At 66.8% G+C, this 23076-nt stretch carries 17 protein-coding genes; 6 read left to right on the forward strand and 11 right to left on the reverse strand.

Translation table 11 applies throughout. The features are described from left to right. Positions 1-57: 57 nt before the first annotated feature. Complete coding sequence (locus AB4Z16_RS21030) at positions 58-939, forward strand: VOC family protein (protein ID WP_441513296.1); 882 nt, start codon at positions 58-60, stop codon at positions 937-939. A 51-nt stretch (positions 940-990) separates the two neighbouring features. On the opposite strand, the gene mdoH is transcribed toward AB4Z16_RS21030, so the two are convergent. Both mdoH and AB4Z16_RS21040 read right to left on the reverse strand, forming a co-directional pair. Beyond that, the gene (gene mdoH, locus AB4Z16_RS21035) at positions 991-3174 is read right to left on the reverse strand and encodes a glucans biosynthesis glucosyltransferase MdoH (protein ID WP_441513297.1); all 2184 of its coding nucleotides are present in this window, start codon (positions 3172-3174) and stop codon (positions 991-993) included. Beyond that, positions 3162-4709, reverse strand: coding sequence for an OpgD/OpgG family glucan biosynthesis protein (locus tag AB4Z16_RS21040; protein ID WP_441513298.1), 1548 nt, complete (start codon positions 4707-4709; stop codon positions 3162-3164). The genes mdoH and AB4Z16_RS21040 overlap by 13 nt, the downstream gene beginning before the upstream one ends. A gap of 315 nt (positions 4710-5024) precedes the next feature. Between AB4Z16_RS21040 and glmU the strand changes: the two genes are divergently transcribed. Continuing rightward, a complete protein-coding gene (gene glmU / locus AB4Z16_RS21045; RefSeq protein ID WP_441513299.1) occupies positions 5025-6401 on the forward strand; it encodes a bifunctional UDP-N-acetylglucosamine diphosphorylase/glucosamine-1-phosphate N-acetyltransferase GlmU in 1377 nt (458 codons plus the stop codon). Positions 6402-6522: 121 nt separating this feature from the next. After that, positions 6523-8349: a glutamine--fructose-6-phosphate transaminase (isomerizing) gene (glmS, locus tag AB4Z16_RS21050; RefSeq protein ID WP_441513300.1), complete on the forward strand. Its 1827-nt coding sequence runs from the start codon at positions 6523-6525 to the stop codon at positions 8347-8349. Between the two features lie 44 nt (positions 8350-8393). On the opposite strand, the gene AB4Z16_RS21055 is transcribed toward glmS, so the two are convergent. Continuing rightward, positions 8394-8780, reverse strand: coding sequence for a YbaN family protein (locus AB4Z16_RS21055; RefSeq protein ID WP_441513301.1), 387 nt, complete (start codon positions 8778-8780; stop codon positions 8394-8396). Between the two features lie 218 nt (positions 8781-8998). On the opposite strand from AB4Z16_RS21055, the gene AB4Z16_RS21060 reads away from it, so the two are divergent. Next, positions 8999-9715, forward strand: a complete 717-nt coding sequence (locus AB4Z16_RS21060; RefSeq protein ID WP_441513302.1) for a DUF502 domain-containing protein — start codon at positions 8999-9001, stop codon at positions 9713-9715. Here the strand turns inward: AB4Z16_RS21060 and AB4Z16_RS21065 are convergent. Both AB4Z16_RS21065 and recG read right to left on the reverse strand, forming a co-directional pair. Next, complete coding sequence (locus tag AB4Z16_RS21065) at positions 9705-10538, reverse strand: AraC family transcriptional regulator (protein ID WP_441513303.1); 834 nt, start codon at positions 10536-10538, stop codon at positions 9705-9707. The genes AB4Z16_RS21060 and AB4Z16_RS21065 overlap by 11 nt on opposite strands. Positions 10539-10725: 187 nt before the next feature. After that, complete coding sequence (recG, locus tag AB4Z16_RS21070) at positions 10726-12825, reverse strand: ATP-dependent DNA helicase RecG (protein ID WP_441513304.1); 2100 nt, start codon at positions 12823-12825, stop codon at positions 10726-10728. Between the two features lie 171 nt (positions 12826-12996). Between recG and AB4Z16_RS21075 the strand changes: the two genes are divergently transcribed. Further along, entirely contained in the window at positions 12997-13293 is a 297-nt protein-coding gene (locus AB4Z16_RS21075) for an FAD assembly factor SdhE (RefSeq protein ID WP_441513305.1), read from the forward strand. Between the two features lie 121 nt (positions 13294-13414). Further along, positions 13415-16963: a transcription-repair coupling factor gene (mfd, locus tag AB4Z16_RS21080; RefSeq protein ID WP_441513306.1), complete on the forward strand. Its 3549-nt coding sequence runs from the start codon at positions 13415-13417 to the stop codon at positions 16961-16963. A gap of 15 nt (positions 16964-16978) precedes the next feature. Here the strand turns inward: mfd and pcaG are convergent, their stop codons facing one another. Genes pcaG through AB4Z16_RS21110 form a run of 6 tightly spaced genes read right to left on the reverse strand, consistent with a single transcriptional unit; the run spans position 16979 to position 23071 of the window. Further along, positions 16979-17695 carry a protocatechuate 3,4-dioxygenase subunit alpha gene (gene pcaG, locus AB4Z16_RS21085; RefSeq protein ID WP_441513307.1) on the reverse strand — a complete coding sequence of 239 codons (717 nt, stop codon included), beginning with the start codon at positions 17693-17695 and terminating at the stop codon, positions 16979-16981. Next, positions 17679-18398: a protocatechuate 3,4-dioxygenase subunit beta gene (gene pcaH / locus AB4Z16_RS21090; RefSeq protein ID WP_441513308.1), complete on the reverse strand. Its 720-nt coding sequence runs from the start codon at positions 18396-18398 to the stop codon at positions 17679-17681. Before pcaH ends, pcaG begins: the two co-directional genes overlap by 17 nt. 15 nt (positions 18399-18413) lie before the next feature. Continuing rightward, entirely contained in the window at positions 18414-19247 is an 834-nt protein-coding gene (locus tag AB4Z16_RS21095) for a 3-oxoadipate:acetyl-CoA acetyltransferase (protein ID WP_441513309.1), read from the reverse strand. A 10-nt stretch (positions 19248-19257) separates the two neighbouring features. Beyond that, positions 19258-21165: a bifunctional sugar phosphate isomerase/epimerase/4-hydroxyphenylpyruvate dioxygenase family protein gene (locus AB4Z16_RS21100; RefSeq protein WP_441513310.1), complete on the reverse strand. Its 1908-nt coding sequence runs from the start codon at positions 21163-21165 to the stop codon at positions 19258-19260. 14 nt (positions 21166-21179) lie between these two features. Continuing rightward, complete coding sequence (locus tag AB4Z16_RS21105; protein WP_441513311.1) at positions 21180-22010, reverse strand: shikimate dehydrogenase family protein; 831 nt, start codon at positions 22008-22010, stop codon at positions 21180-21182. Then, entirely contained in the window at positions 22007-23071 is a 1065-nt protein-coding gene (locus tag AB4Z16_RS21110) for a Gfo/Idh/MocA family protein (RefSeq protein WP_441513312.1), read from the reverse strand. Before AB4Z16_RS21110 ends, AB4Z16_RS21105 begins: the two co-directional genes overlap by 4 nt. Between the last annotated feature and the right edge of the window lie 5 nt (positions 23072-23076).

A 23076-nucleotide genomic window follows, 5' to 3' on the forward strand; every position in this document is an offset into this window, starting at 1 on the left:
CCGCGCCGTGAAGTGTTGCTAGCCTTGGGTTCCTGACGCCTGTCGAAAGAGCCTGCCATGCCTGCCACAGCCTCCACGCCCCGCGGCCTCGACCATCTCGTCATCGGCGTGCGCGATCTCGATGCCGCATGGCGCTTCTACGAGAAGCTCGGCTTCCGCGTCGGTACCCGCAATCGCCACCCTTGGGGCACCGAGAACCGAATCGTGCAGTTCCCGGGCTCGTTCCTTGAACTCGTCACCATCGCCGACCAGAGCGCGATCCCGCCGCATGGCGAACGCCGCTTCTCCTTCGGCGCCTTCGTTCGCGATGCGCTGGCCGGGCAGGGGGAGGGGCTCTCGATGCTGGTGCTGGAAAGCACCAATGCCAAGGCCGACGCGGCCACGTTCCAGGCTGCCGGAATCGGAGATTTCGAGCCTTTCTTCTTCGAGCGTCAGGGCACGCGGCCGGACGGTTCCACTGTGCGGGTCGCCTTCGAACTCGCCTTTGCAGCCGATTCCCGCGCGCCTGAATGCGGCTTCTTCGTCTGTCAGCAGCTCGAGCCGCAGAACTTCTGGAACCCGGATTTCCAGCAACATGAGAATGGCGCGACAGCCCTGACCTCGGCCGTGATCGTCGCTGAGGAACCGGCGCTGCACAGGGCCTTCCTCACCACCTTCAGCGGTGGCGCCGAGGTGCTGGAAGGCAATGAGGACTATGTTCTCGCTCTGCCGCGCGGCCGCATCGACGTGCTCGATCCCGAAGCTGCTCTTGGCGCCTATCAGGTCGAGCCGGACACCACGCCGGCCCGGTTCCTCGGTTTCTGCGTCGCGGTGCCGAGCCTCGATGCGATGGCGGAGCGCCTGACCGCGGCCGAGATTCCCTTCGTGCAGAACGAGGAACGGCTCTTCGTCCAGGCAGAGGATGCCATGGGCTGCATGATCGCCTTCGAGCAGATCTGAGCCTGCCGCCACGCTGCCGGGCGTCAGCCCCTTCACGCGATAGGGGCTGACTCAGCTCTTGACCTCGACCGGCGGCAGCGAGGCCAGGAGCCCGATCAGCGCGCGATCGTGCAGCACGACCATGCGCTCCTTCGGCTTGAGCCAGATCGCCGCATCGTCGACCGTCTCGGCATCGACGAGCTTGGCCTGGGCGACGGCACGGTCCGGCTCGATCTCGCCGCGCCGGCGTGACTGGCCATAGGGCAGCATCAGCTCATGGGCGTGACGCAGCTCGGCATCGGCGTGAAGCGCCTTGATGCCATCGGCATCGTCGAAGCCGGCCTTCTCGAACTCGGCCTGCAATTCGTTGGCGCGCAGCGCGATGGCCGGAGGAGCGCCTTCCTCCGGCGTCATCAGCAGCTTGTGGCGCTTGAGCCATAGGCCGATCGCGAGCTGGCCGGAGGCCCAGGACAGCGGAATCGCCAGCACGAGGCCGACGATCGTCGGCGACATCCAGGCGAAGAGCGAGGTCGCGATCATGAAGGCCGACAGGCCTGTCACGACGCCGAGCACCGTATGGGTGCGGTGGCGGCGGATGATGTCCTTCAGCGGAATCGAGCCGTCGTCGCGGCGCTGCGGATTCCAGCCCGTGTCGCGGCCGAGCAGGATCTGGAAGACCGAGCCGGACTGGATCAGCATCATGATCGGCGCGAAGAAGGCGGAGAACAGCACCTCGATCAGGGCGGAGACCACGAGGCGGATCGCGCCGCCGCCGGCACGCCGCAGCTTGTTGTTGAACAGCGTCAGCAGCAGGCCGAACAGCTTGGGCGCCAGCAGGATCGCCATGGTCAGCGCGAACAGGCGCAAGGCGCGTTCGGGGTCGAACCGCGGCCAGACCGGGAAGAGCGTGAATTCCTGCGTGAAGTACTCGGGCCTGGCGTAGTTGACCTGCAGCACGATCAGGATACCGACGACGAGCTGCATCAGCCAGAGCGGCGAGGCGAGATAGCCCATGATGCCGGTGGCGAAATGTTGGCGCGTCGGCGCCACGAAGCCCTTCGCACCCATGATACGCGAATGCTGAAGGTTGCCCTGGCACCAGCGCCGGTCGCGGACGGAGATGTCGATCAGCGAGGGCGGGCTTTCCTCGTAAGAGCCCGTCAGGTCCGGCAGCATGTAGACAGACCAGCCGGCACGGCGGATCAGCGCTGCCTCGACGAAGTCATGGCTCAGCACATGGCCGCCGAAGGGCGGCTTGCCCTTGAGATCGGGCAGGCCGCAATGGTCGGCGAAGGCCTTCGTCCGGATAATGGCGTTGTGGCCCCAGTAATTGCCGTCGCGTCCGGACCACATGGCGAGGCCGGTGGCGATGACGGGGCCATAGACACGCGCCGCGAACTGCTGCAGCCGCGCGAAGAAGGTGTTGCGGTTGATGATCAGCGGCAGCGACTGGATGATGCCGGCGTCGGGGTCGGCCTCCATCGCGGCGGCAAGCCGCACGATGCAGGTGCCGGTCATCAGGCTGTCGGCATCGAGCACGACCATGTGCTCGTAGAGGCCGCCCCAACGCGTGACGAAATCCGCGATGTTGCCGGCCTTACGGTGATGGTTCTTCGGGCGGTGGCGGTAATAGATGCGGGAATTGGGCCCGATCCGCTCACGCAATGCCAGGAAGGCGCGCTCCTCGGCCACCCAGACATCCGGATTGGTCGTGTCGGAGACGATGAAGTAGTCGAAATGGTCGCCGAGCCCGGTGGCCTCGACCGACTCGCGGATGGCGGCCACCGCCGCGAAGATGCGCGCCGATGATTCGTTGTAGATCGGCATCACCACCACGGTGCGATGCTTCAGGCTGTCCGCCCGCTCCGCACGACCGGCGCCGAAGAGCACGCCGAAGAAGCCGAGCAGGGCGCTGGTGAAGGCGAGGGCGATCCAGGAAAAGTTGATCGTGAACAGCACGAGCAAGGCGTACTGCAACGACGTCGTGCGGCTGACCGACACGACGTTGTACATCTCCCAGGCGCCATAGGCCGTGAGCGCGAAGCCGCCGCCGAAGACGAACAGGCGCTTCAGCCAGGGCGTCTTCCAGTTGGCCGGCGCCGCGGGCTTGCGCCGTTCGGAGGCGCTCCAGCTCCGGAAGGACTGAACCGGCATGATCAGCCGGTCTTCGGGCGGAGTGGCAGGTTCGCGGGCGGGGTTGAAGCTGCGCGCCTCGGTTTCCGCGATCTCCTGGCGGGGCGCGGTTACCACGTCCATCGATTCAACCATGTTTCCGAGACGGGCTGGCCGCCGGATTGCAGGACGAGCCTGAGCTCGGAGAGCGCTTCGGTGCCCGGATCGACCTCGAACCCGACGCGCATCATCTTGCGCTCCGGATAGGGCCAGAGCCGGACGCCATGCACCGCGCCGGGCTGCGCGGTCACGGTTGCCCGCGTCGAGGCGATCAATCCGGCATCGCCGAGCTTGTCGCCGGCGAATTCGACGATGAAGCGGCGGCGGCGACCCTGCGAGCCCTTGCCCTGCCGGGTGCGGGTCGCGATCGCAAGCGGCGGCCGGTCGGGCGGCTGCCAGCACCAGGCCTGTCGATAGCTGATCGAGGTTTCGCTGCCGGCAGCCAGCGGCTGCTTGGGCCGCCAGTACATGATGATGTTCTTGTTCAGCTCGGAGTCGCTGGGGATCTCGATCAGCTGGACGGAGCCTGCGCCCCAGTCGCCGAGAGGTTCGTTCCAGACGCTGGGCCTGAGCTCGAAGCGCTGGTCGTCGTCTTGGAACGCGGTGGGATCCCGCTCGCGCTGCACCAGGCCGAAGCCCTTGGGGTTTTCGTCGACAAAGGAAGAGACCTGCAATGTCGCGGGGTTGCTCACCGGCCGGTAGATCCATTCACCGCCGCCCGACTGCATCTGAACGCCGGAAACCTCCCCGATCGACGGCCTGAGGTCGTCGAAAGTGCGCCGGCTTTGCGGGCCGGAGAGGAAAGTCGCGCTCGTGCAGCCGAAGCCGACATGCTCTAGTGCCTGCCGAGCGAACAGGGTCATCTCGACATCAATGAAGGTCACGTCGCCCGGGCGCAGCGTCATCCGCGCCGCGCCGGTCACGCTCTCCGAATCGAGCAGTCCGTGGATCACCAGCGAGCCGGTGGCCGGGCTCGGCCGCTCGATCCAGAAGGCGCGGAAGAACGGCAACTCCTCGCCGCGCTGCTCGCCCGGCCGCAGGATGAGCGCGCGCGACATCGCGCCGAAATTCTGGCCGCGGGCGAGCGCTCTGAAGAAGGTGGCACCCTGGAAGATCGCGACCTCGAACGGCCGCTCGAGCCCGGCCGCGATCCGCATGCCGGAGAATTGCAAATCGGCATTGGCCGGGGGAGGTGTGACGCGGCCATAGTCGAACTTGGCGCGATCGAAGCCGACGCGGCGCACGGTGCCGTCCTCGACCGTGAACAGGCTGACGGGGTTGGAGAACACAAAGCCGCGATGCAGTGGCTCGACGGTGAAGCCGCGATTCTCACCGGCCCAGATCGTCGCCTCGGGACGCGTGCGAATCCCGGCGAACTGGTCGGCCGGAAGCGTCGCATAACCTTCGGGAAGGTCGGACGCTCCAAGCGGGATCAACGGACGCTGTGCCAAGGTGCGGGCGGCATCGACCACCAGGGCCGGGTCGAAACGCTGTCCATCGGCGAGAGCGGGAATGTTAAGGGCGGCCGCGCCTGCCGGCGTCTGGGCCGCAGCCGGCGCGGCGAGAGACAGCAGGGCCGCCCCACCAGCCGCGCCCTCCAGAAACTGTCTGCGATTCAAGGGATTCGACATCTTTTCCAAACTGCGCGGACGACGCCCTCGTCCTCCGCGCTTCTAGATCATTTCCAGTTCGGCTGAAAAGCGGCTCCGATCAGGAAATTAGTGGTGATCGCACCCGCTGGAGAGGGTATCCCAGAACGACTTGTAACGGCGGATGAACGGCGGCCGTCTTCGGGACGCCCTCATTTTGCCATTTCGACTTTGGCAAAAGCCGCAGGGATCGGCTATCCACGCCGCCTGCAACGCCAGCATGCGCGAAAGCGACCGTGAGGAGCGGGCAGAAATCCAGTCATGCCCGCAGGGGAAACGACAAAGATGACCGAAATACAGCCGGCTCGCTCTTGCCTTGCGATCGTTCTGGCGGCCGGCGAAGGCACCCGCATGCAATCGCGCACCCCGAAGGTGCTTCATCCCGTTGCCGGTCTTTCCATGCTGGGCCATGTCCTGTCCTCGGTCTCGCAGGCCGGCGCGGACGCCGTTGCCGTCGTGATCTCATCCGAGCGTCCCGAGGTCGGCGAGGAGGCTTTGAAGCTCCTTCCCGCGGCGCGGATCGCGACGCAGCACGAGCGGCGCGGAACCGCCCACGCCGTGCTGGCGGCCAAGGAAGCCTTGAAGGACGGCCACGGAGAAATCCTGGTGGCCTTCGCCGACACGCCGCTCGTCCGGCCGGAAACATTCCTGGCGCTGCGCGGGGCGCTTGCCGGCGGAGCGGCGGTCGCCGTCCTCGGCTTCGAGGCACGCGACCCGGCCGGCTACGGCCGGCTCGTCGAGCATGATGGCCACCTCGAGGCGATCGTCGAGCACAAGGATGCCACATCGGCGCAGCGGAAGATCAAACTGTGCAACGCCGGCCTCATGGCGCTCGCCGGCGAGCACGCCCTGGCGATTCTCGAAGCGATCGACGACGAAAACGGCCAGCGGGAATTCTACCTGACGGACGCGGTCGCAATCGCGCGGTCGCGTGGGTTGGACGCCGTCGTCCTGAGGGCACCGGAAAGCGAAGTCCAGGGTGTCAACGACCGGGCGCAGCTGGCTGCGGCGGAAGCGGAATTCCAGCGGCGCACGCGCAACGCGGTCATGCTCGGCGGCGCGACGCTAATCGCCCCGGAGACGGTCTTCTTCAGCTTCGATACCGAAATCGGCCGCGACGTCGTGATCGAGCCCAATGTGATCTTCGGACCGGGCGTGCGCGTCGCCGACGCTGCCTTGATCCACGCCTTCTCGTATCTCGAAGGCGCTTCCATAGGCCAGGGGGCGAATGTCGGCCCCTTCGCCCGGCTGCGGCCGGGCGCGAGGCTTGCCGAGAGGTCAAAGGTCGGCAACTTCGTCGAGGTGAAGGCGTCGGATATCGGCCCGGGCGCCAAGGTGAACCATCTGACTTATATCGGGGATGCGACGATCGGCGCAGCCGCCAACATCGGCGCCGGCGCGATCACCTGCAACTATGACGGCTTCGCCAAATCGAAGACGACGATCGGCGCGAATGCCTTTATCGGCTCGAACTCCTCGCTGGTTGCGCCGGTGGCGATCGGCGAGGGTGCCTATATCGGCTCCGGCTCGGTCATCACCAGAGACGTTGCCCCGGATGCGCTGGCCATCGGCCGCGGCCGGCAGGTCGAGAAAGAGGGCTGGGCGAAAACGTTCCGCGCGGAAGCAATGGCGCGGAAAGCTGCCAAGAAGGCCGCGGAATAGTCGGAATTCCGAGAGAAGCTGGCGAACGGCCGTTCACAGTTCGTCATTTAGATTGATTGGGCAACCGCTTCTTCTGCAGCTAAGCGGTATCGCCAGCAGCAACTATTCGAAGGGTTCGCCCATGTGCGGCATCGTCGGGATTTTGGGCAAGGAAGCGGTAGCGACGCAGATCGTCGAGGCGCTGCGGCGACTCGAATATCGCGGCTATGATTCCGCGGGTGTCGCGACGCTGGAAGCCGGTCAGCTCGCCCGTCGCCGCGCCGAGGGCAAGCTCAGGAATCTCGAGGTCCGCCTGTCGACCGAGCCGCTCGACGGGTTGATCGGCATCGGTCACACCCGCTGGGCCACCCATGGCAAGCCCAACGAGACCAACGCCCATCCGCACGCTACAGCGAAGCTCGCCGTCGTCCATAACGGCATCATCGAGAACTTCCGCGAGCTGCGCGCCGCGCTGCAGGCCGACGGCTACGTCTTCGAGACGGAGACCGACAGCGAGATCGTCGCCCATCTCGTGACCCGCGAGCTCGATCGCGGCAAGTCTCCGGCCGATGCGGTCCGCGCGAGCCTGCCGCTCCTGCACGGGGCCTTCGCGCTCGCCTTCCTGTTCCACGGCCAGGAAGATCTGCTGATCGGCGCCCGCAAGGGCTCGCCGCTCGCGGTCGGCATCGGCGACGGCGAGATGTATCTGGGCTCCGACGCGCTGGCGCTGGCGCCCTTCACCAATCTGATCGCCTATCTGGAGGAGGGCGACTGGGTCGTGCTCAACCGCCGCGGCGCGACGTTCTACGACAAGACCGGCGCGGAGGTGGAACGCCGCGCCCAGCGCGTCGCGGCCGGAGCCTTCCTGGTCGAGAAGGGCAATCACCGCCATTTCATGGCGAAGGAGATCTACGAGCAGCCGGAGGTCATTGGCCATACGCTGACGCAGTATCTCGACATGGCCAATGGCGCGGTGCGCCTGCCCTTCGGCGACAAGATCGACTGGAAGGGCCTCTCGCGCCTGACCATCAGCGCCTGCGGCACCTCCTATTATGCCGGCCTCATCGCGAAATATTGGTTCGAGAAGCTCGCCCGCCTGCCGGTCGAGATCGATGTCGCGTCCGAGTTCCGCTACCGCGAGGCGCCGCTGCCGGAGCACGGCCTCGCGCTCTTCATCTCGCAGTCTGGCGAAACCGCCGACACGCTGGCCGGGCTGCGCTACGCCCGCCAGAACGGGCAGGCCATCCTCTCGGTCGTCAACGTGCCGACCTCGACCATCGCGCGCGAGAGCGATGCGGTCGCGCAGACGCTCGCCGGCCCCGAGATCGGCGTCGCCTCGACCAAAGCCTTCGTCTGCCAGCTCGCGGTTTTCGCCTCGCTCGCGCTGGCTGCCGCTCGTGCCCGCGGCACGCTCTCGGCCGAGGAGGAGGCTGGCCATGTGCAGCACCTGATCGCGCTGCCCGGTCTGATCGCCAAGGCGCTGGAGCTGGAGCCCGAGATCGAGAAGCTCGCGCGCGAGCTCTCCAAGTCCAAGGACGTGCTCTATCTCGGCCGCGGCACCAGCTTCCCGCTCGCGCTTGAGGGAGCCCTGAAACTGAAGGAAATCAGCTATATCCACGCGGAAGGTTATCCCGCAGGTGAGCTGAAGCATGGGCCTATCGCGCTGATCGACGAGGACATGCCGGTCATCGTCGTCGCGCCGCATGACGCTCTCTACGAGAAGACCGCCTCGAACATGCAGGAGGTCGCGGCGCGCGGCGGCCGCATCATCCTGATTACCGACGCAAAGGGCGCCGCCGAATGCGGCATCGAGCCCGAGGCGACGATCATCATGCCCGACATGGATCCGACCTTCGCGCCGATCGTCTACGCCCTTCCGATCCAGATGATCGCCTATCAGACGGCCGTCTTCATGGGCAAGGACGTCGACCAGCCCCGCAATCTGGCGAAGTCCGTCACGGTGGAGTGACGTGGAGGGTGCGGCGCATGCCGCATCCTGCCAGCGTTCGGGTATCAATGGTCGGGGCGGGTCGAGACGTAGAGGCCCGCACCGATCAGGCAAATGGCCGTCGTCGCCAGCGCGATCGGCGGCGCGCTTGTTTGCGTCAGCAGCACGAAGCTCAGCACCATCGATCCACAGGCGGCATATTTCGCCCGCCGGGCGATGGCGCCGGTCTCTCGCCAGCGCTTGACGTGCGGTCCGAGCTTCGGATGGCCGATCAGCCAGGTCTCGAACCGCGGCGAAGAGCGCGAGAAGCACCAGGCCGCGAGAATCAGGAAAACGGTGCCGGGCATAACCGGCAGCATCAGCCCGACGATACCGAGCGCCGTGAAGACCCAGCCGGCCGCAAACAGAAGCGGCCGCGGCCAGCGGCTTTGCGGCTGATCGTCGTCGCTCACGACCTCGTCCTTGCTTGCATGAAGCGCGGGGCCAGAGCATTTCCGCGTTTCTCCGAATCGCGGAAATGGTCTATCTCTTTGTTTTGGCGCATTTTCTTTACGCGAACCGCTCGAAAATTCTCTAGCGGATAGCTCCGCCTCGCTTATCTTGTCATATCGCGGCGTGAGACTGCGTCTGCAAGCAGGCTGGAGGCCGCGCCGGTGCCCAGGGGAGAGAGATGACCGCCGGCCCTTCCGATCCCCGCCTCATTCTTCCGACGGAAATCCTGCGCCCGACCTGGGGCGCGCGGCTGCGCCGCTATTTCCTGACCGGCCTCGTCATCGCCGCGCCGCTCGCCATCACCGCTTCGGTGACGTGGTGGTTCATCAATTTCATCGACGGGCTGGTGAAGCCGCTCATCCCGAACTCATACCTGCCCGACGCCTATCTGCCTTATCCGATACCCGGTTTCGGCCTCATCATCGCGCTGGTCGGGCTGACGCTGCTCGGCTTCCTCACTGCCAATCTCGTCGGCCGCTCGCTCATCCGCGCCGGCGAGGCGATCCTCGACCGCATGCCGGTGGTGCGCAGCCTCTACAAGGGCGTGAAGCAGGTTTTCGAGACGATCTTCTCGCAGTCGGGCACCTCCTTCCGCAAGGTGGGGATGGTGCAGTTTCCGCAGCCCGGCATGTGGTCGATCGTCTTCATCGCGCAGGAGGCAGCGCCCGACATCGCCGGGCGCCTGCCGGATGGCGAGGAACAGATCGGCGTCTTCCTGCCCTGCACGCCGAACCCGACCACGGGCTTTTTCTTTTACCTGCCCCGGCGCGAGGTGGTGGAGCTCTCGATCTCGGTCGAGGACGGCGCCAAGCTCATCATGTCCGCCGGGCTGATCCAGCCCGGAGAGCAGAACGGCAAGCCGAAGATCGAAACGAAACCTCCGGTCACCGCTTGAGCGGCACCCAGATCTCGACAGTGCCGTTTCCGGTCGCGCCGTCGAAGCGCTCATCCATCACCTCGAGAGTGACGCCCATCGCCGGCTCTCGCCCCGATTTCGGGAACCAGTCGCGCCAGATCGCCTCATAGGTCTGCTTGATGCCGGTGATATGGCCGCGATGCTCGAAGACGGCGCAGAGCTGCTCCGGCACGCTGAGCCGCACGAACTCGTCCGGAAGTCCGCCGAAGGATGAGACCTCGGCCCCGGCGATATAGTCGAAGGCGCCGTTGTCATCGCAGTTATAGCTCGCACCATAGGCGACATAGCCGCGCTGGCCGGGGATATGGCCGAAATGCGGGGCGATCTTCTGCCAGAGCAGCGGGATGCCTTGCGTCTTGTCCATTGAGAAATGGCCGCTGAACCCGGCGATCAGCATAGGCTTGCCGGTGACGATGCGCGGTTCGGCGATGGGGGCAGGGGTGATGTCATGCATGTTCAACGACTCCACGAGAGCGAGCGATGAGAGGTCGCGCCGGGCGCGCAGCTCTTCCGGCGTGATGCCGAACTGCTCACGAAAGGCGCGGGTGAAGGCTTCGTGGGAGCCATAGCCCCAGTCGAGCGCGACCGTGAGGATATCGGGCGCGCCACCGGCAAGCTGGCGTGCTGCCTCCGACAGTCGGCGCTCGCGCACATAGCGCATCACCGAGCGGCCGGTCGCCACGCCGAAGGCGCGGCTGAGATGGAAGCGCGAGACGCCGCTGACCTCAGCGATCTCGTCGAGCGTGAGCTCGGCGGTAAAGCGGCTCTCGATGCACCAGATGGCTGCCTTGACCGGGTCCATGCTCTCTCCACGAAGCGCCGACACCATGGCGCAGGCAAGACGGCCGCGCTTGATCAGGATTGCTGCAGAACCACCCCGTCATTCTCGGGCGCAGCGAAGCGCCGACCCGAGAATCTCTTTCACAAGGAGGCTCCCGGGCCTCCGCGTCAGGAGATGCTCGGGTCAAGCCCGCGCATGACGACCAAGCCTATCCCGCCCTGAGCAGCCGGATCGCGACATCGCGCTCGAACAGGTAGAGCAAAACCCGGATCGCCTGCCCACGCGGGGTCTCCAGATGCGGATCGCGCTCGATCAGGAGCCGTGCATCGTCGCGGGCGGCTGCCAGAAGGTCTCCATCGGTCTCGGGGCGGGCGATGCGCCAGTCCGGCGAACCCGATTGCTTGGTGCCGAGCACCTCGCCTTCGCCGCGCAGCCGCAGATCCTCCTCGGCGATGCGGAAGCCGTCCTCCGTCTCGCGCATGATGGTGAGCCGCGCCTCGGCGATCGGCCCGAGCGGCCCCTTGTAGAGCAATAGGCAGGTCGAGGCGGCCGAGCCGCGCCCGATGCGTCCGCGCAACTGGTGCAACTGCGCGAGGCCGAAGCGCTCGGCATGCTCGATCACCATGACGCTGGCATTGGGCACGTCGACGCCGACCTCGATGACGGTGGTCGAGACGAGAATGCGCGTCTCCCCGGCGACGAAGGCGGCCATGGCGGCGTCCTTATCGCGGCCGGGCATCTGTCCGTGCAGCAGGCCGACCTTGGCGCCGAAGATCTCCTGCAGCGCTTCGTAACGCTCCTGTGCGGCGGCGACGTCGAGCGTGTCCGATTCCTGCACCAGTGGGCAGACCCAATAGGCCTGCGCCCCGCTCTCGACCGCCCGGCCGATGGCGCCGACGACCTCGTCATAGCGCTCGGAGGAGATGGCGCGGGTCACGATTGGCTTCCGCCCGGCCGGCTTCTCGGCGAGGATCGAGACGTCCATGTCGCCGAACCAGGTCAGCGCCAGTGTGCGCGGGATCGGCGTCGCGGTCATCACCAGCACGTCGACGGCCTCGCCCTTGGACCCCAGCAGCAGGCGCTGGTGCACGCCGAAACGGTGCTGCTCGTCGACGACGGCCAAAGCCAGATCATGGAAGGCGACGCCCTCCTGGAACAGCGCATGGGTGCCGACGGCGATGTCGATCGAGCCATCCGCCAGCCCCGCGAGCACCTGCTTGCGGCCGACACCCTTCTCGCGTCCGGTCAGCAAGGCGAGCTTCAGCCCAGCCTGCTCGGCCAGGGGCGCCAGCCTCTCGGCATGCTGGCGGGCGAGGATTTCGGTCGGCGCCATCAGCACCGACTGCCGCCCGGCTTCGGCGGCCGCCGCCATCGCCATCAGCGCGACCACGGTCTTGCCCGAGCCGACATCGCCCTGGAGCAGGCGCAGCATCTTCTCGGGCCGGGCCATGTCGGAATGGATATCGGCGATCGCCTCGCGCTGGCCCTCGGTCAGCTCGAAGGGCAGGGCGGACTGGATGCGGAAGCGTAGGCCACCATCGCCGGTGGTGGCGCGTCCGGCGATCTTCTTCTGCTGGCGGCGCACGAGGGCGAGCGCGATCTGGCTCGCCAGCAGTTCGTCATAGCCGATCCGGCGCCGCGCGACGGTGTCGCCCTCGGCCGCCTTGCGATCGGCGGGATGGTGCAGCGCTTCGATCGCCTGATGGAACGAGGGGAAATCGCCCTTGGCAAGGAAAGCGGGATCCTGCCATTCCGGCATCTCCGGGCAGCGCTCCGCCGCGGCCTGCACGGTCCGCATCATCATGCGCTGGCCGATGCCTTCGGTCAGCGGATAGACCGGCTCGAAGGCGGGCAGGGTGGCCGCGAGTTTGGGATCGAGGATGCGCTCGGGATGCACCATCTGGCGCATGCCTTCCCAGAGCTCGAGCGTGCCCGAGATGATCCGGTAGGCACCGATCGGCAGGGTCTGGGCCAGATGCCGGGAATCGGCGTGGAAGAAGACGAGGGTGACGTCGCCGGTCTCATCCTCGACAAGGATGCGATAAGGCGCCTTCTTGCCGGCCGGTGCGGCGCGATGCTCGCTGACACGGGCGGTGAAGGTCGCGATGTCGCCGATCGGCGCGTCCGCGATCGTCGGGCTCGGCCTGCGGTCTACCGCACCGGTCGGCAGGTGGAACATCAGATCGACCACGCGCGCAGCCTGCGTCTCATCGCCGAGAAAGCGGTCCAGAACCTTGCCGAGTTTCGGCCCGACGCCGGAGAGCGCCGTGACGGGAGCAAAGAGCGGATCGAGGATCGAAGGGCGCAAGATGTCTCGCGAAACTGTCAGGAGCGCGAAGATCGCGGTGGCTTGGCCGCTGACTTCACCGGGTTAGGTCGTTATATAACCCGCACAGGCAGGCTCCGCGACGGGCCGGCCCGTTTGTCATTGCGCCATCCCCCAGGTTTTCGGACCTGACCTTTCCTTGCCGAGGTTCCCATGTCCGGCTCGACCCGCTCCAGCGCCGATCTCGACCCGCGCCGCCGCAAGATCCTCTTCCGCGCCTGGCATCGCGGCATGCGGGAGATGGACCTGATCATGGGCCGCTTCGCCGATGACGCCATCGCCGGCTTCGACGATGCCGAGCTCGACGAGTTCGAGCGCCTGATCGAGGTGTTGGACCGGGATCTGCTGAGCTGGGTGACCGGAGAAGCCACAGTGCCCGAGAACTACGACACGGAACTGTTCCGCAAGCTCAAGGCTTTCCACCATCACGACAAGCCGATCCATGTGTGAGCGGCCCCATGGCCGTCATGGTCGGGCTTGACCCGACCATCTCTGAATCGGAGCCCGCTCGTCCCGAGATTCTCGGGGCAAGCCCGAGATTGACGCCCTTTCGCAGAATGACGCCTTTCCGATGAGCATTCCTCCTCCCAGCCAGATCGCCAAGCCGCAGCTCGACCGCATCCTTGATGCGCTGAACCGCGGCGACAAGCCGACACTCGCCGGCGTGCCTGATGGTTTCGACGCCGTCGTCCTCGCCGACCTGACCCGCGCCTGCGCCAAGAAGGCGGAAGGGCCGGCGCTGCTCGTCTTCATCGCCCGCGACGGCCAGCGCCTGCAGGTGCTTGAAAACGCGCTGCAATTCGTCGCCCCAGATCTTGAGGTGATGAGTTTCCCGGCCTGGGACTGCCAGCCCTATGACCGCGTCTCGCCGGCGCCCGCCATCGTCGCGCACCGGATGACGACGCTCTCGCGCCTCGCCAAGACGAAGTCGGGCGAGCGGCCGCGCCTGCTGCTGACCACCGTCAATGCCGCGCTCCAGCGCGTGCCCGCCTTCGGCAAGGTGGCGTCGGAGAGTTTCTCGGCGGCCCCCGGCAACATGGTCGATATCGAGGAGCTGGCGCGCTGGCTCGACATCAACGGCTATTTGCGCACCTCGACCGTGCGCGAAACCGGCGAATTCGCCGTGCGCGGCGGCATCGTCGACCTGTTCCCGCCGGGCATGCCGGCGCCGATCCGGCTCGACTTCTTCGGGGACACGCTGGAGTCGATCCGCACCTTCGATCCGGAGACGCAGCGCACCACCGGGCAGCTCCGTGGACTCGATCTCGTGCCGATGTCCGAAGCGCAGATGACGAGCGAGAGCATCCGCCGCTTCCGCCAATCCTACATCTCGACCTTCGGCACGCCCGGCCGCGACGACACGCTCTATGAGGCCGTCAGCGAAGGCCGCCGCCCGGCCGGCCTGGAGCACTGGCTGCCTCTGCTCACCGAGAAGCTCGACACGCTCTTCACCTATCTGCCGGACGTGCCCTTGGTGCTCGACCATCAGGCCGAGGACGCGGTCGGCGAGCGCATCAGCCTGATCAAGGACTATTACGACGCCCGCAAGGCAGCGCTCGACCAGGGCGGAGCAGGAGGCATTCCCTACAAGCCGCTGCCGCCGGACGCGCTCTATCTCTCGCCGGCGGATTGGCGAGGCATCGTCGATGCCTCGGGCGTCGCCACGCTCACCCCCTTCCAACTGCCCGACAGCGAAGGCAAGCTCATCCTCGATCTCGGCGGCAAGCAGGGGCGCAGCTTTGCGGCCGAGCGCGCCGGCGATTCCGGCAGCGTTTTCGAGGCGGCCGTCGCCCATGTCCGCGCGCTCGAAGCCGACGGCAAGCGCGTCATCCTCGCCGGCTGGTCGGAAGGCTCGCGCGAGCGCCTCGCCCATGTTCTCGAAGACCACGGTCTGAAGAGCGTCCAGATGACGGGCTCGCTGCGCGCGGCCTTCGATCTCAAGCCCGGCACCGTCGCGCTCGCTGTCTGGGGCTTCGAGACTGGCTTCGAGGCCGGGCGCCTCGCCGTCGTCGGCGAGCAGGATATCCTCGGCGACCGCCTCGTCCGTCCGCGACGCAAGACGCGCCGGCCGCAGGATTTCATTGCGGAGCTCTCCTCGCTCGCACCGGGTGATCTCGTCGTCCATGTCGATCACGGCATCGGCCGCTTTATCGGTTTGAAATCGATCACGGCCGTCGGCGCGCCGCATGACTGCCTCGAAATCCACTATGCCGGCGATTCCAAGCTGTTCTTGCCTGTAGAGAACATAGAACTGCTTTCCCGCTATGGCTCGGAGGACACCGAAGTCCAGCTCGACCGGCTCGGAGGCGGCGGCTGGCAGGCGCGCAAGGCCAAGCTCAAGCAGCGCATCCGCGAGATGGCTGGAAAGCTCATCCAGATCGCGGCAGCGCGCGCGCTCAAGGATGCGCCGCGCCTCGTTCCGCCGGATGGGGTCTACGACGAGTTCATCGCCCGCTTCCCATACGAGGAGACGGAGGACCAGCAGAACACCATCGACGCGGTGCTGGACGACCTCGCGGCCGGCAGGCCGATGGACCGGCTCGTCTGCGGCGATGTCGGCTTCGGCAAGACCGAGGTCGCGCTGCGCGCAGCCTTCGCTACGGCGCTGAACGGTAAGCAGGTCGCGGTCGTCGTGCCGACGACGCTGCTCGCCCGCCAGCACTACCGCAATTTCGCGGATCGATTTGCCGGCTTACCTGTCAATGTCGGACAAGCCTCGCGCTTCGTCGGCTCGGCCGATCTCAAGGCGGTCAAGCAGGGCGCCAAGGACGGCACGATGGACATCGTCGTCGGCACCCACGCGCTGCTCGGCAAGGGCGTCGACTTCAAGGATCTCGGCCTCGTCATCGTCGACGAGGAGCAGCATTTCGGCGTCGCTCATAAGGAGAAGCTGAAGGAGCTGCGGGCCGAGGTGCATATGCTGACGCTGTCGGCGACGCCGATCCCGCGCACGCTCCAGCTCGCCATGACCGGCGTGCGCGAGCTCTCGATCATCGCGACGCCGCCGGTCGATCGCCTCGCCGTGCGCACCTTCGTCACGCCCTTCGATCCGCTGATCGTGCGCGAGGCGCTGCTGCGTGAAAGATATCGCGGTGGGCGCTCCTTCTATGTCGTGCCGCGTATCGAGGACATTGCCGAGGTCAAGGACTTCCTCGACAAGCAGGTGCCCGAGTGCAAGGTCGGCATCGCCCATGGCCAGATGGCGGCAGGCACGCTGGAAGACGTAATGACCGCCTTCTATGACGGCCAGTACGACATCCTGCTCTCGACCACGATCGTCGAGTCGGGTCTGGACATCCCGACGGCGAACACGCTGATCGTCCACCGCGCCGACATGTTCGGCCTCGCCCAGCTCTACCAACTCCGGGGGCGTGTCGGCCGCTCGAAGACGCGCGCCTATGCGCTCTTCACCGTGCCGGCCAACCGCAAGCTGACCGAGCAGGCCGAAAAGCGCCTCAAGGTGCTGCAATCGCTGGATACGCTCGGCGCCGGCTTCCAGCTCGCCAGCCACGATCTCGACATCCGCGGCGCCGGCAACCTGCTTGGCGATGAGCAGTCCGGCCATATCAAGGAAGTCGGCTACGAACTCTACCAGCAGATGCTGGAGGAGGCTGTCGCGGCGCTCAAGGCCGGCATCGAGTTCGAGGCCGAGACGCAGTGGTCGCCGGCCATCCAGGTTGGCGCGCCGGTGATGATCCCCGAGCACTATGTCGCTGACCTCACGCTCAGGCTGACGCTCTACAAGCGCCTCTCGACCATGGACGACGATGCCGAACTGCAATCCTTCGGCGCCGAGCTGGTCGATCGCTTCGGCCCGCTGCCGGAGGAGGTCAACCAGCTCCTCGAGATCGTCGCGATCAAGGCGCTGTGCAAGCGCGCCAATGTCGAGAAGGTCGAGGCCGGGCCGAAGGGCATCATCGTCGCCTTCCGCAACAACGAGTTCGCCAACCCGGAAGGGCTGGTCGGCTTCGTCGCCAAGCAGGGCACGCTGGCGAAGGTGCGCCCCGACATGCGCGTCGTCTTCATCGACGATTTCGAGACGGTCGAGCAGCGCCTGAAGGCCACGCGCCGGCTGCTGACCGATCTCGCGCGCATCGCCGAAAGGAAAAAGGCGGCCTGAGCAGCCGCCTTTCACCTACAGATCGAAGAACACCGTCTCGTTTTCGCCGGCGAGGTTGATGTCGAGCCACCATGTTCCGTCCGACTTGCGCTCGGCGATCAGGGTGCGGCGACGCGCTTCGGGCACGAGGTTGAGGATCGGGTCGGAGTCGTTGCCCTCGCCGTCGGCGAAATAGAGCCGGGTCGGCAGCCGCTTCAGCAGCCCGCGGCCGAAGACCGAAAGCGCGATATGCGGCGCCTGCAGGCTGTTGCCGGGGCCGGGCACGCGGCCGGGGCGGATAGTGCGGAAGCGGAAGACGCCGTTCTTGTCGGTCGACGCCCGGCCGAAACCGACGAAATGCCGGTCGAGCGGTACCTCCTCACGAAGATCGTCCGGGCTGGCATAGCGGCCCGCCGCGTTGGCCTGCCAGATCTCGATCATCGCGTCCTCGATCGGCTTGCCGTCGGCATCGTAGACGCAGCCGGCCAGCGCGATGACCTCGCCTTCGGGCGTCCCCGAGACATTCGAGCCCGACAGCAGGAAACGCTCCGGCGGCATCAGGTCCGGCCGCGCGCCCATATCGGAGCGCTCGACGAGGTCGGCGCCGCCCTTCCACGGCAGGCCGTAGTGGAAATAGGGGCCGACCGTCTGCCAGGGCGTCTGGCCGAAGAGCGCCGCGTCCTGATTGTCGTGCCGCGGGGCGGCGTTGCGGGTTTCCAGGTCCCCACTCGTCGAGTCAGTGGTCGTCGTCATGATCGTCCTCGAACGGTGTCTGATCGCGGCCCTTGAGCACGATGTCGAAGACATAGCCCAGCGCCCAATTCGGCACGGTGGTGCCGATGTCGAAGCGCGAGACCATGCGCTGGCGATAGGGCATCGGCACGGCGTTGGCGATCGGATCGATCTCGATCAGCGGATCGTCGGGGAAATACATCTGCGTGACCAGCCGGGTCGCGAAGGCCGGCCCCAGCAGTGAGAGATGGATATGGGCCGGGCGCCAGGCGTTCTTATGGTTGCCCCAGGGATAGGCGCCGGGCCGGATCGTGACATAGCGGTAGCGGCCCTCACCGTCGGTGACGACGCGGCCGACGCCGGTGAAGTTCGGATCGAGCGGCGCCGGCCAGTCGTCCTTGGCGTGGATATAGCGGCCAGCGGCATTGGCCTGCCAGATCTCGACGACAGTGTTCGGAACGGGCCGGCCGTCCTCGTCGAGCACGCGGCCGGTCACGACGACGCGCTGACCCTGCGGCTCGCCCTTGTGCTGGGCGGTGAGGTCGGACATCGCCGGCCCCATCAGCCGGGACCAGTCGCTCGGGCCGGTCACCTCGGTCAGCGTCTGCGGGACCATGATCGGCGCCTGCCGCGGGCTGCGGGCCACGGTCGAGCGGTAATCCGGGAACAGCGAGGCCGGCTGGCCCTGGTCCGGTGCCGCATAGGGAAGGATGAGACGGCTCATGACATCGTGCCTCCGTCAGGCGACAGCGGGAAGGGACAGGAGCGCGCGCGCCTCCGCCACCGAGGCGGGATGGCGCGCATATTCGGGGCACAGCGCGACGATGCGCCCGACCAGCGCCGCATTGGACGGCGCAAGCGTGTCGCGATCGAGGCGGACATTGTCCTCCAGCCCCGTCCGGCAATGGCCGCCGAGCTCCAGCGACCAGCGATTGAGCGTGATCTGGTCGCGCCCGATCCCCGCGCCGGTCCAGGTCGCGGCCGGGGCGAGCCGCTTCAGGGTCGCGATGTAGAATTCGAAGACGGCTCGATCGACCGGCATGGCGTTTTTGACGCCCATCACGAATTGAACATGCAGCGGCCCGGCGATCGCGCCCGCCTTCTCCATCTCGGCGGCCTTGAAGATCATCGACAGGTCGAAGGCCTCGATCTCCGGCTTGATACCGTGGCTCTTCATCTCGGCGGCCAGCCAGTCGACCAGCTCCGGACTGTTTTCATAGACCCGCGTTGGGAAGTTGCAGGAGCCCGTCGACAGCGAGGCCATGTCGGGCCGGAGCGGCAGCATGCCACCGCGCTCGCGGCCTGCGCCGGAGCGGCCCCCCGTCGAAAACTGCACGATCATGCCGGTGCAATGTCGGCGCAGCCCTTCGAGCAGCCGCCCGAAGCGTTCGGGATCGGAGCTTGGCGTGCCGTCATCATTGCGGACATGGGCATGAACCAGCGTCGCGCCCGCCTCGAAGGCTTCCTGTGTCGACTCGACCTGTTCCGCGACCGTGATCGGGACCGCGGGGTTATCATTCTTCGTCGGCAGCGACCCCGTGATCGCGACGGTGATGATGCAAGGAGAGGTCATCGTCAGATCCTCAGCCATGGCTCGGGGCGGGAACGCTGATCGGGCGGGCGAGCCTGGATTGCGCCGTCAGGCGGATGCCGGCATTGGCAGCGCCATAGCCGGCATAGCCGTCGCGCTGGACGATCTCGAAGAACAGCCCGCCATCCAGAGTCTGCGTATAGGCCTGCCGGAAGATGCCCGAGGCATCGCCGTCGTAGAGGATGTTCAGCGCCTTCATCGCATCGATTTCCTGTTCCGACAGGTCGGAGCGGGCCTCGAGGTCGTCATAGTAGTTCTCGGGGATGGGCAGCATGGCCACGCCGTTCGCAACCAGCCGCTCCACCGTCGCGGCGATGTCGTCGGTCGCCAAGGCGATGTGTTGCACCCCGGAGCCGAAGAAATCGGTGATGAAGCGGGCCGAGAGCGTGCGGTGGCTCTGCGAGCCGTTGAGGATGAGCCGGAGCCCATGGCCCCTCTCGCCATCGAGTCCGCTCTCGATGACCTGGCTCTGGACGACGCCGCCGGGATCGAGCACGGCCTGGCTCGGCGCCTTCTTCGTTTCGAACAGCGAGGAGTAGAACAGCAGCCAGGTCAGCATCTCCTCGTACTGCATGCTCTGCGAGACATGGTCGACGCCGGTCAAACCGGCATCGCGTCCGGTTTCCTCCGTCGCCTCGAAATCGACCTCGGCCCAGCGGCCGAGCGCCGAGGCGTGGTCGAGGAAATAGACCAGGCTGCCGCCGAGCCCGCGCACGGCCGGGATATCGAGCTCGCCCGGCCCGACCGCGCCGGCATGCGGCACGTCGAGCAGGGCCGTGGCACGGGCGATCGCGGCCTGCGCATCCGGCACGCGCAGCGCCAGAGCGCAGACCGAGGTGCCGTGGGTGATCTGGTAGCTATGGGCGAAGCCGTCGGCCTCGCTGTTCAGCACGATACGGATATCGCCCTGACTCCAGAGATCGACATCCTTGGAGCGATGCGCGCCGGAACGCGCAAACCCGAGCGCGCGCAGCAGCTTCTCGAAGCCCGGCCGTTCGGCCTCCGACACGGCGAATTCGATGAACTCCACCGCCTCGACCGGGGCCGGCGGCGGCATCGGCACTGCGCCAGGCACCGGCTTGCCGATCTGGCGCGCGGTCTCGTCGAGCAGCCAGATCAGCGAGCGATGGCCGTCGAGCGCGACGGAACGGGCGGAGCCTGCCCGGAAGCGGTCGTTGAAGATCTCCAGTGACAGCACCCCGTCATAGCCGGTCGAGACCAGAGCGCGCATGAAGCCGGAAAGGTTGAGATCGCCCTGTCCGGGCAGACAGCGCCAGTGCCGGCTCCATGACAGCGGGTCCATCTGCAGCAGCGGCGCGTCCGCCATCTGCACCATCGCGATCTTGTCGCGCGGGATGGTGCCGATCGCCGAAAGGTCGAGCCCCCGCGCCAGGATGTGGAAGGAATCCAGCACGATCCCGACTTCCGGCCGGTTCGCGCGGCGCACGATCTCCCAGGCGTCGCGATAGTCGAAGACATGCCGCCCCCAGGCCAAGGCTTCATAGCCGACGCGCAGGCCCCGTCGGCCGGCCCGCTCGCCGAGCTCGATGAAATCGGCCGCGAGCCGGTCGATGCCGGAAAGTGCTTCAGGCGAGACGCTGGAGCAGACGAAAAGCAGATCTGTCCCCAGCTCCTGCAGCAGATCGAACTTGCGCTCCGCCCGGTCGAAGACGCGCTGGCGGCGAGCCTCCGGCATGCCCTCGAAATCGCGGAAGGGCTGGCAGGTCACGATCTCCAGGCCGAGATCGCCGCAGATGCGCCGGACTTCCGCCGGGGAGCCGGGGAAGGCGATCAGGTCGTTCTCGAAGATCTCGACCGCCGTGAAACCGGCGGCAGCGATGGCTTCGAGCTTTTCCTGGAGCGTGCCGGAGACGCAGACGGTGGCGATCGATGGAATCACGGGATTGCCTCCTCTCAGCCCAGCCGCGCCACGGCGCGCAGATCCTCGGCCGTGGTCGTGGGCAGGCCGAAGAACTCCAGATAGGCGGGGATCTGCTCGAACAGCATATCGGTGCCGACCTGCACCGCACAGCCGCGTGCGCGTGCCGCCGCCAGAAACGGCGTGATTTCCTGCGCCATCACGACCTCTCCGACCAGGGCGGAGGAGGGCAGGCGGGCGACATCGAGCGGCAAGGGATCGCCCGGCTTCATGCCGAGCGGCGTCGCATTGACGATGATGTCGAAGCCCTCTGGATCGTTCGAACCGGTCGTGACGCGCAGGGCAGGGTAGTGCGCAACCAGCCGCCGGCCCAGCTCCTCGGCCATCGCCCCATGGGTATCGAACAGGCCGAGTTCACCGACACCGGCCTTCGCCAGCGATGCGGCGATCGCCGAGCCGACGCCTCCGGCGCCGACGACCAGCGCGCGGGCGCCAGCGAGCTTGCGCCCCTTGCGCAGGACACCGCGCACGAAGCCTTCGCCGTCGAACATGTCGCCGGCAAGCCGGCCGTCCGGCTCAAGGCGCACCGCATTGCAGGCGCCGGCGATCGCGGCGGTCGGGGAGAGCGTGTCGACGAGGCCGGTTGTGGTCACCTTGTGCGGCATGGTCACCAGCGCGCCATGCGCGTTGGATAGCCGGAAGAACAGCTTGAGAAAGTCAGGGTAATCCTCGCTGCGGCAGCCCATCGGCACGACGACGGCGTCGATCCCATCCCGTTCGAAATAGGGGTTGTAGATCATCGGCGCCTTGAAGCTCTCGGTCGGAAAGCCGAGATGGCCGATCAGCCGTGTCGTGCCCTTGATCATGCCGAAGCCCTCGCTGACGCAGGTTCGGTCGCCACCTCGACAGGGCCGCCGGAGCGCGCCGCCTGTTTCACCGCCTCGATGACCGCGAGCGTCGCCAATCCCTCGCGGCCGGAGACGAGCGGCTCTTCCTCACCGCGGATCACCGCGCAGAAATGCCGGATCTGGGCCTGGAGCGGATCCTCCGGAACGAATGGGATGCGCTCGCGCTTCAGCGGCTCCCACCAGCCGCGCTTGTCGGTATGGCCCCACAGTTCGAGTGCCGGGATCGTCAGCGATCCATGCGTGCCGCCGATCTGGTAGCAGGACTGATCCTGCTGCGGATAGGCCGGGTTCTCGCCGGTCGTCAGCTCCCAGCTCCAGGGCGAGACCACGGTGTCGGAGGCGCTGACCGTGCCAAGCGCGCCATTGGCGAAGCGCAGGATGGCGACGGCCGTCTCCTCGGCCAGGTTGCCGCGCACCGCATTCGAGCTTTGCGCCTGCACCCCGACGATCTCGCCGCAGAGATAGCGGAACAGGTCGATATCGTGGATCAGGTTGATCAGGATCGGCCCGGCGCCTTCCTGCCGGCGCCAGTCGACGTCGAAATATGCGTCCGGCTTCACCAGCCAGAACTGCCCGGTCAGTGTCAGGACGCGGCCGAGCCGGCCGGCGTCGATGGTCTCGCGCGCCTTTCGGATCATCGGATTATGGCGCCGGTGGTGGCCGACGAGCAGGGGCACACCCGCAGCCTCCGCCGCCTGAACCAGTTTGCGCGCGCCGTCGACGCTATCCGCAATCGGCTTCTCGACCAGCATCGGGATGCCGGCCGCCGCCAGCTCCAGCCCGTTGGCGACATGGAGCTGGTTCGGCGTGGCGACGATGACGCCGTCAGGCCTCGCGCTGGCGGGGACGGCGTCGAATGCCGGGTACCACGTGACGCCCATCTCCGCGGCGAAGGCCTTGCCGGCTGGCGCCGGGTCGATGATCGCCGACAGGAGCGCGCCCTCTTGGGCCCTGACATGGGCGGCGTGGCGCTTGCCGATCAGGCCCGCACCCATCACCGCGATTTTGACCGGAGCCATCGGAT

It is taken from the genome of Allobosea sp. TAF32 (genome assembly GCF_052113585.1).
Classification (GTDB): Bacteria; Pseudomonadota; Alphaproteobacteria; order Rhizobiales; family Beijerinckiaceae; genus Allobosea.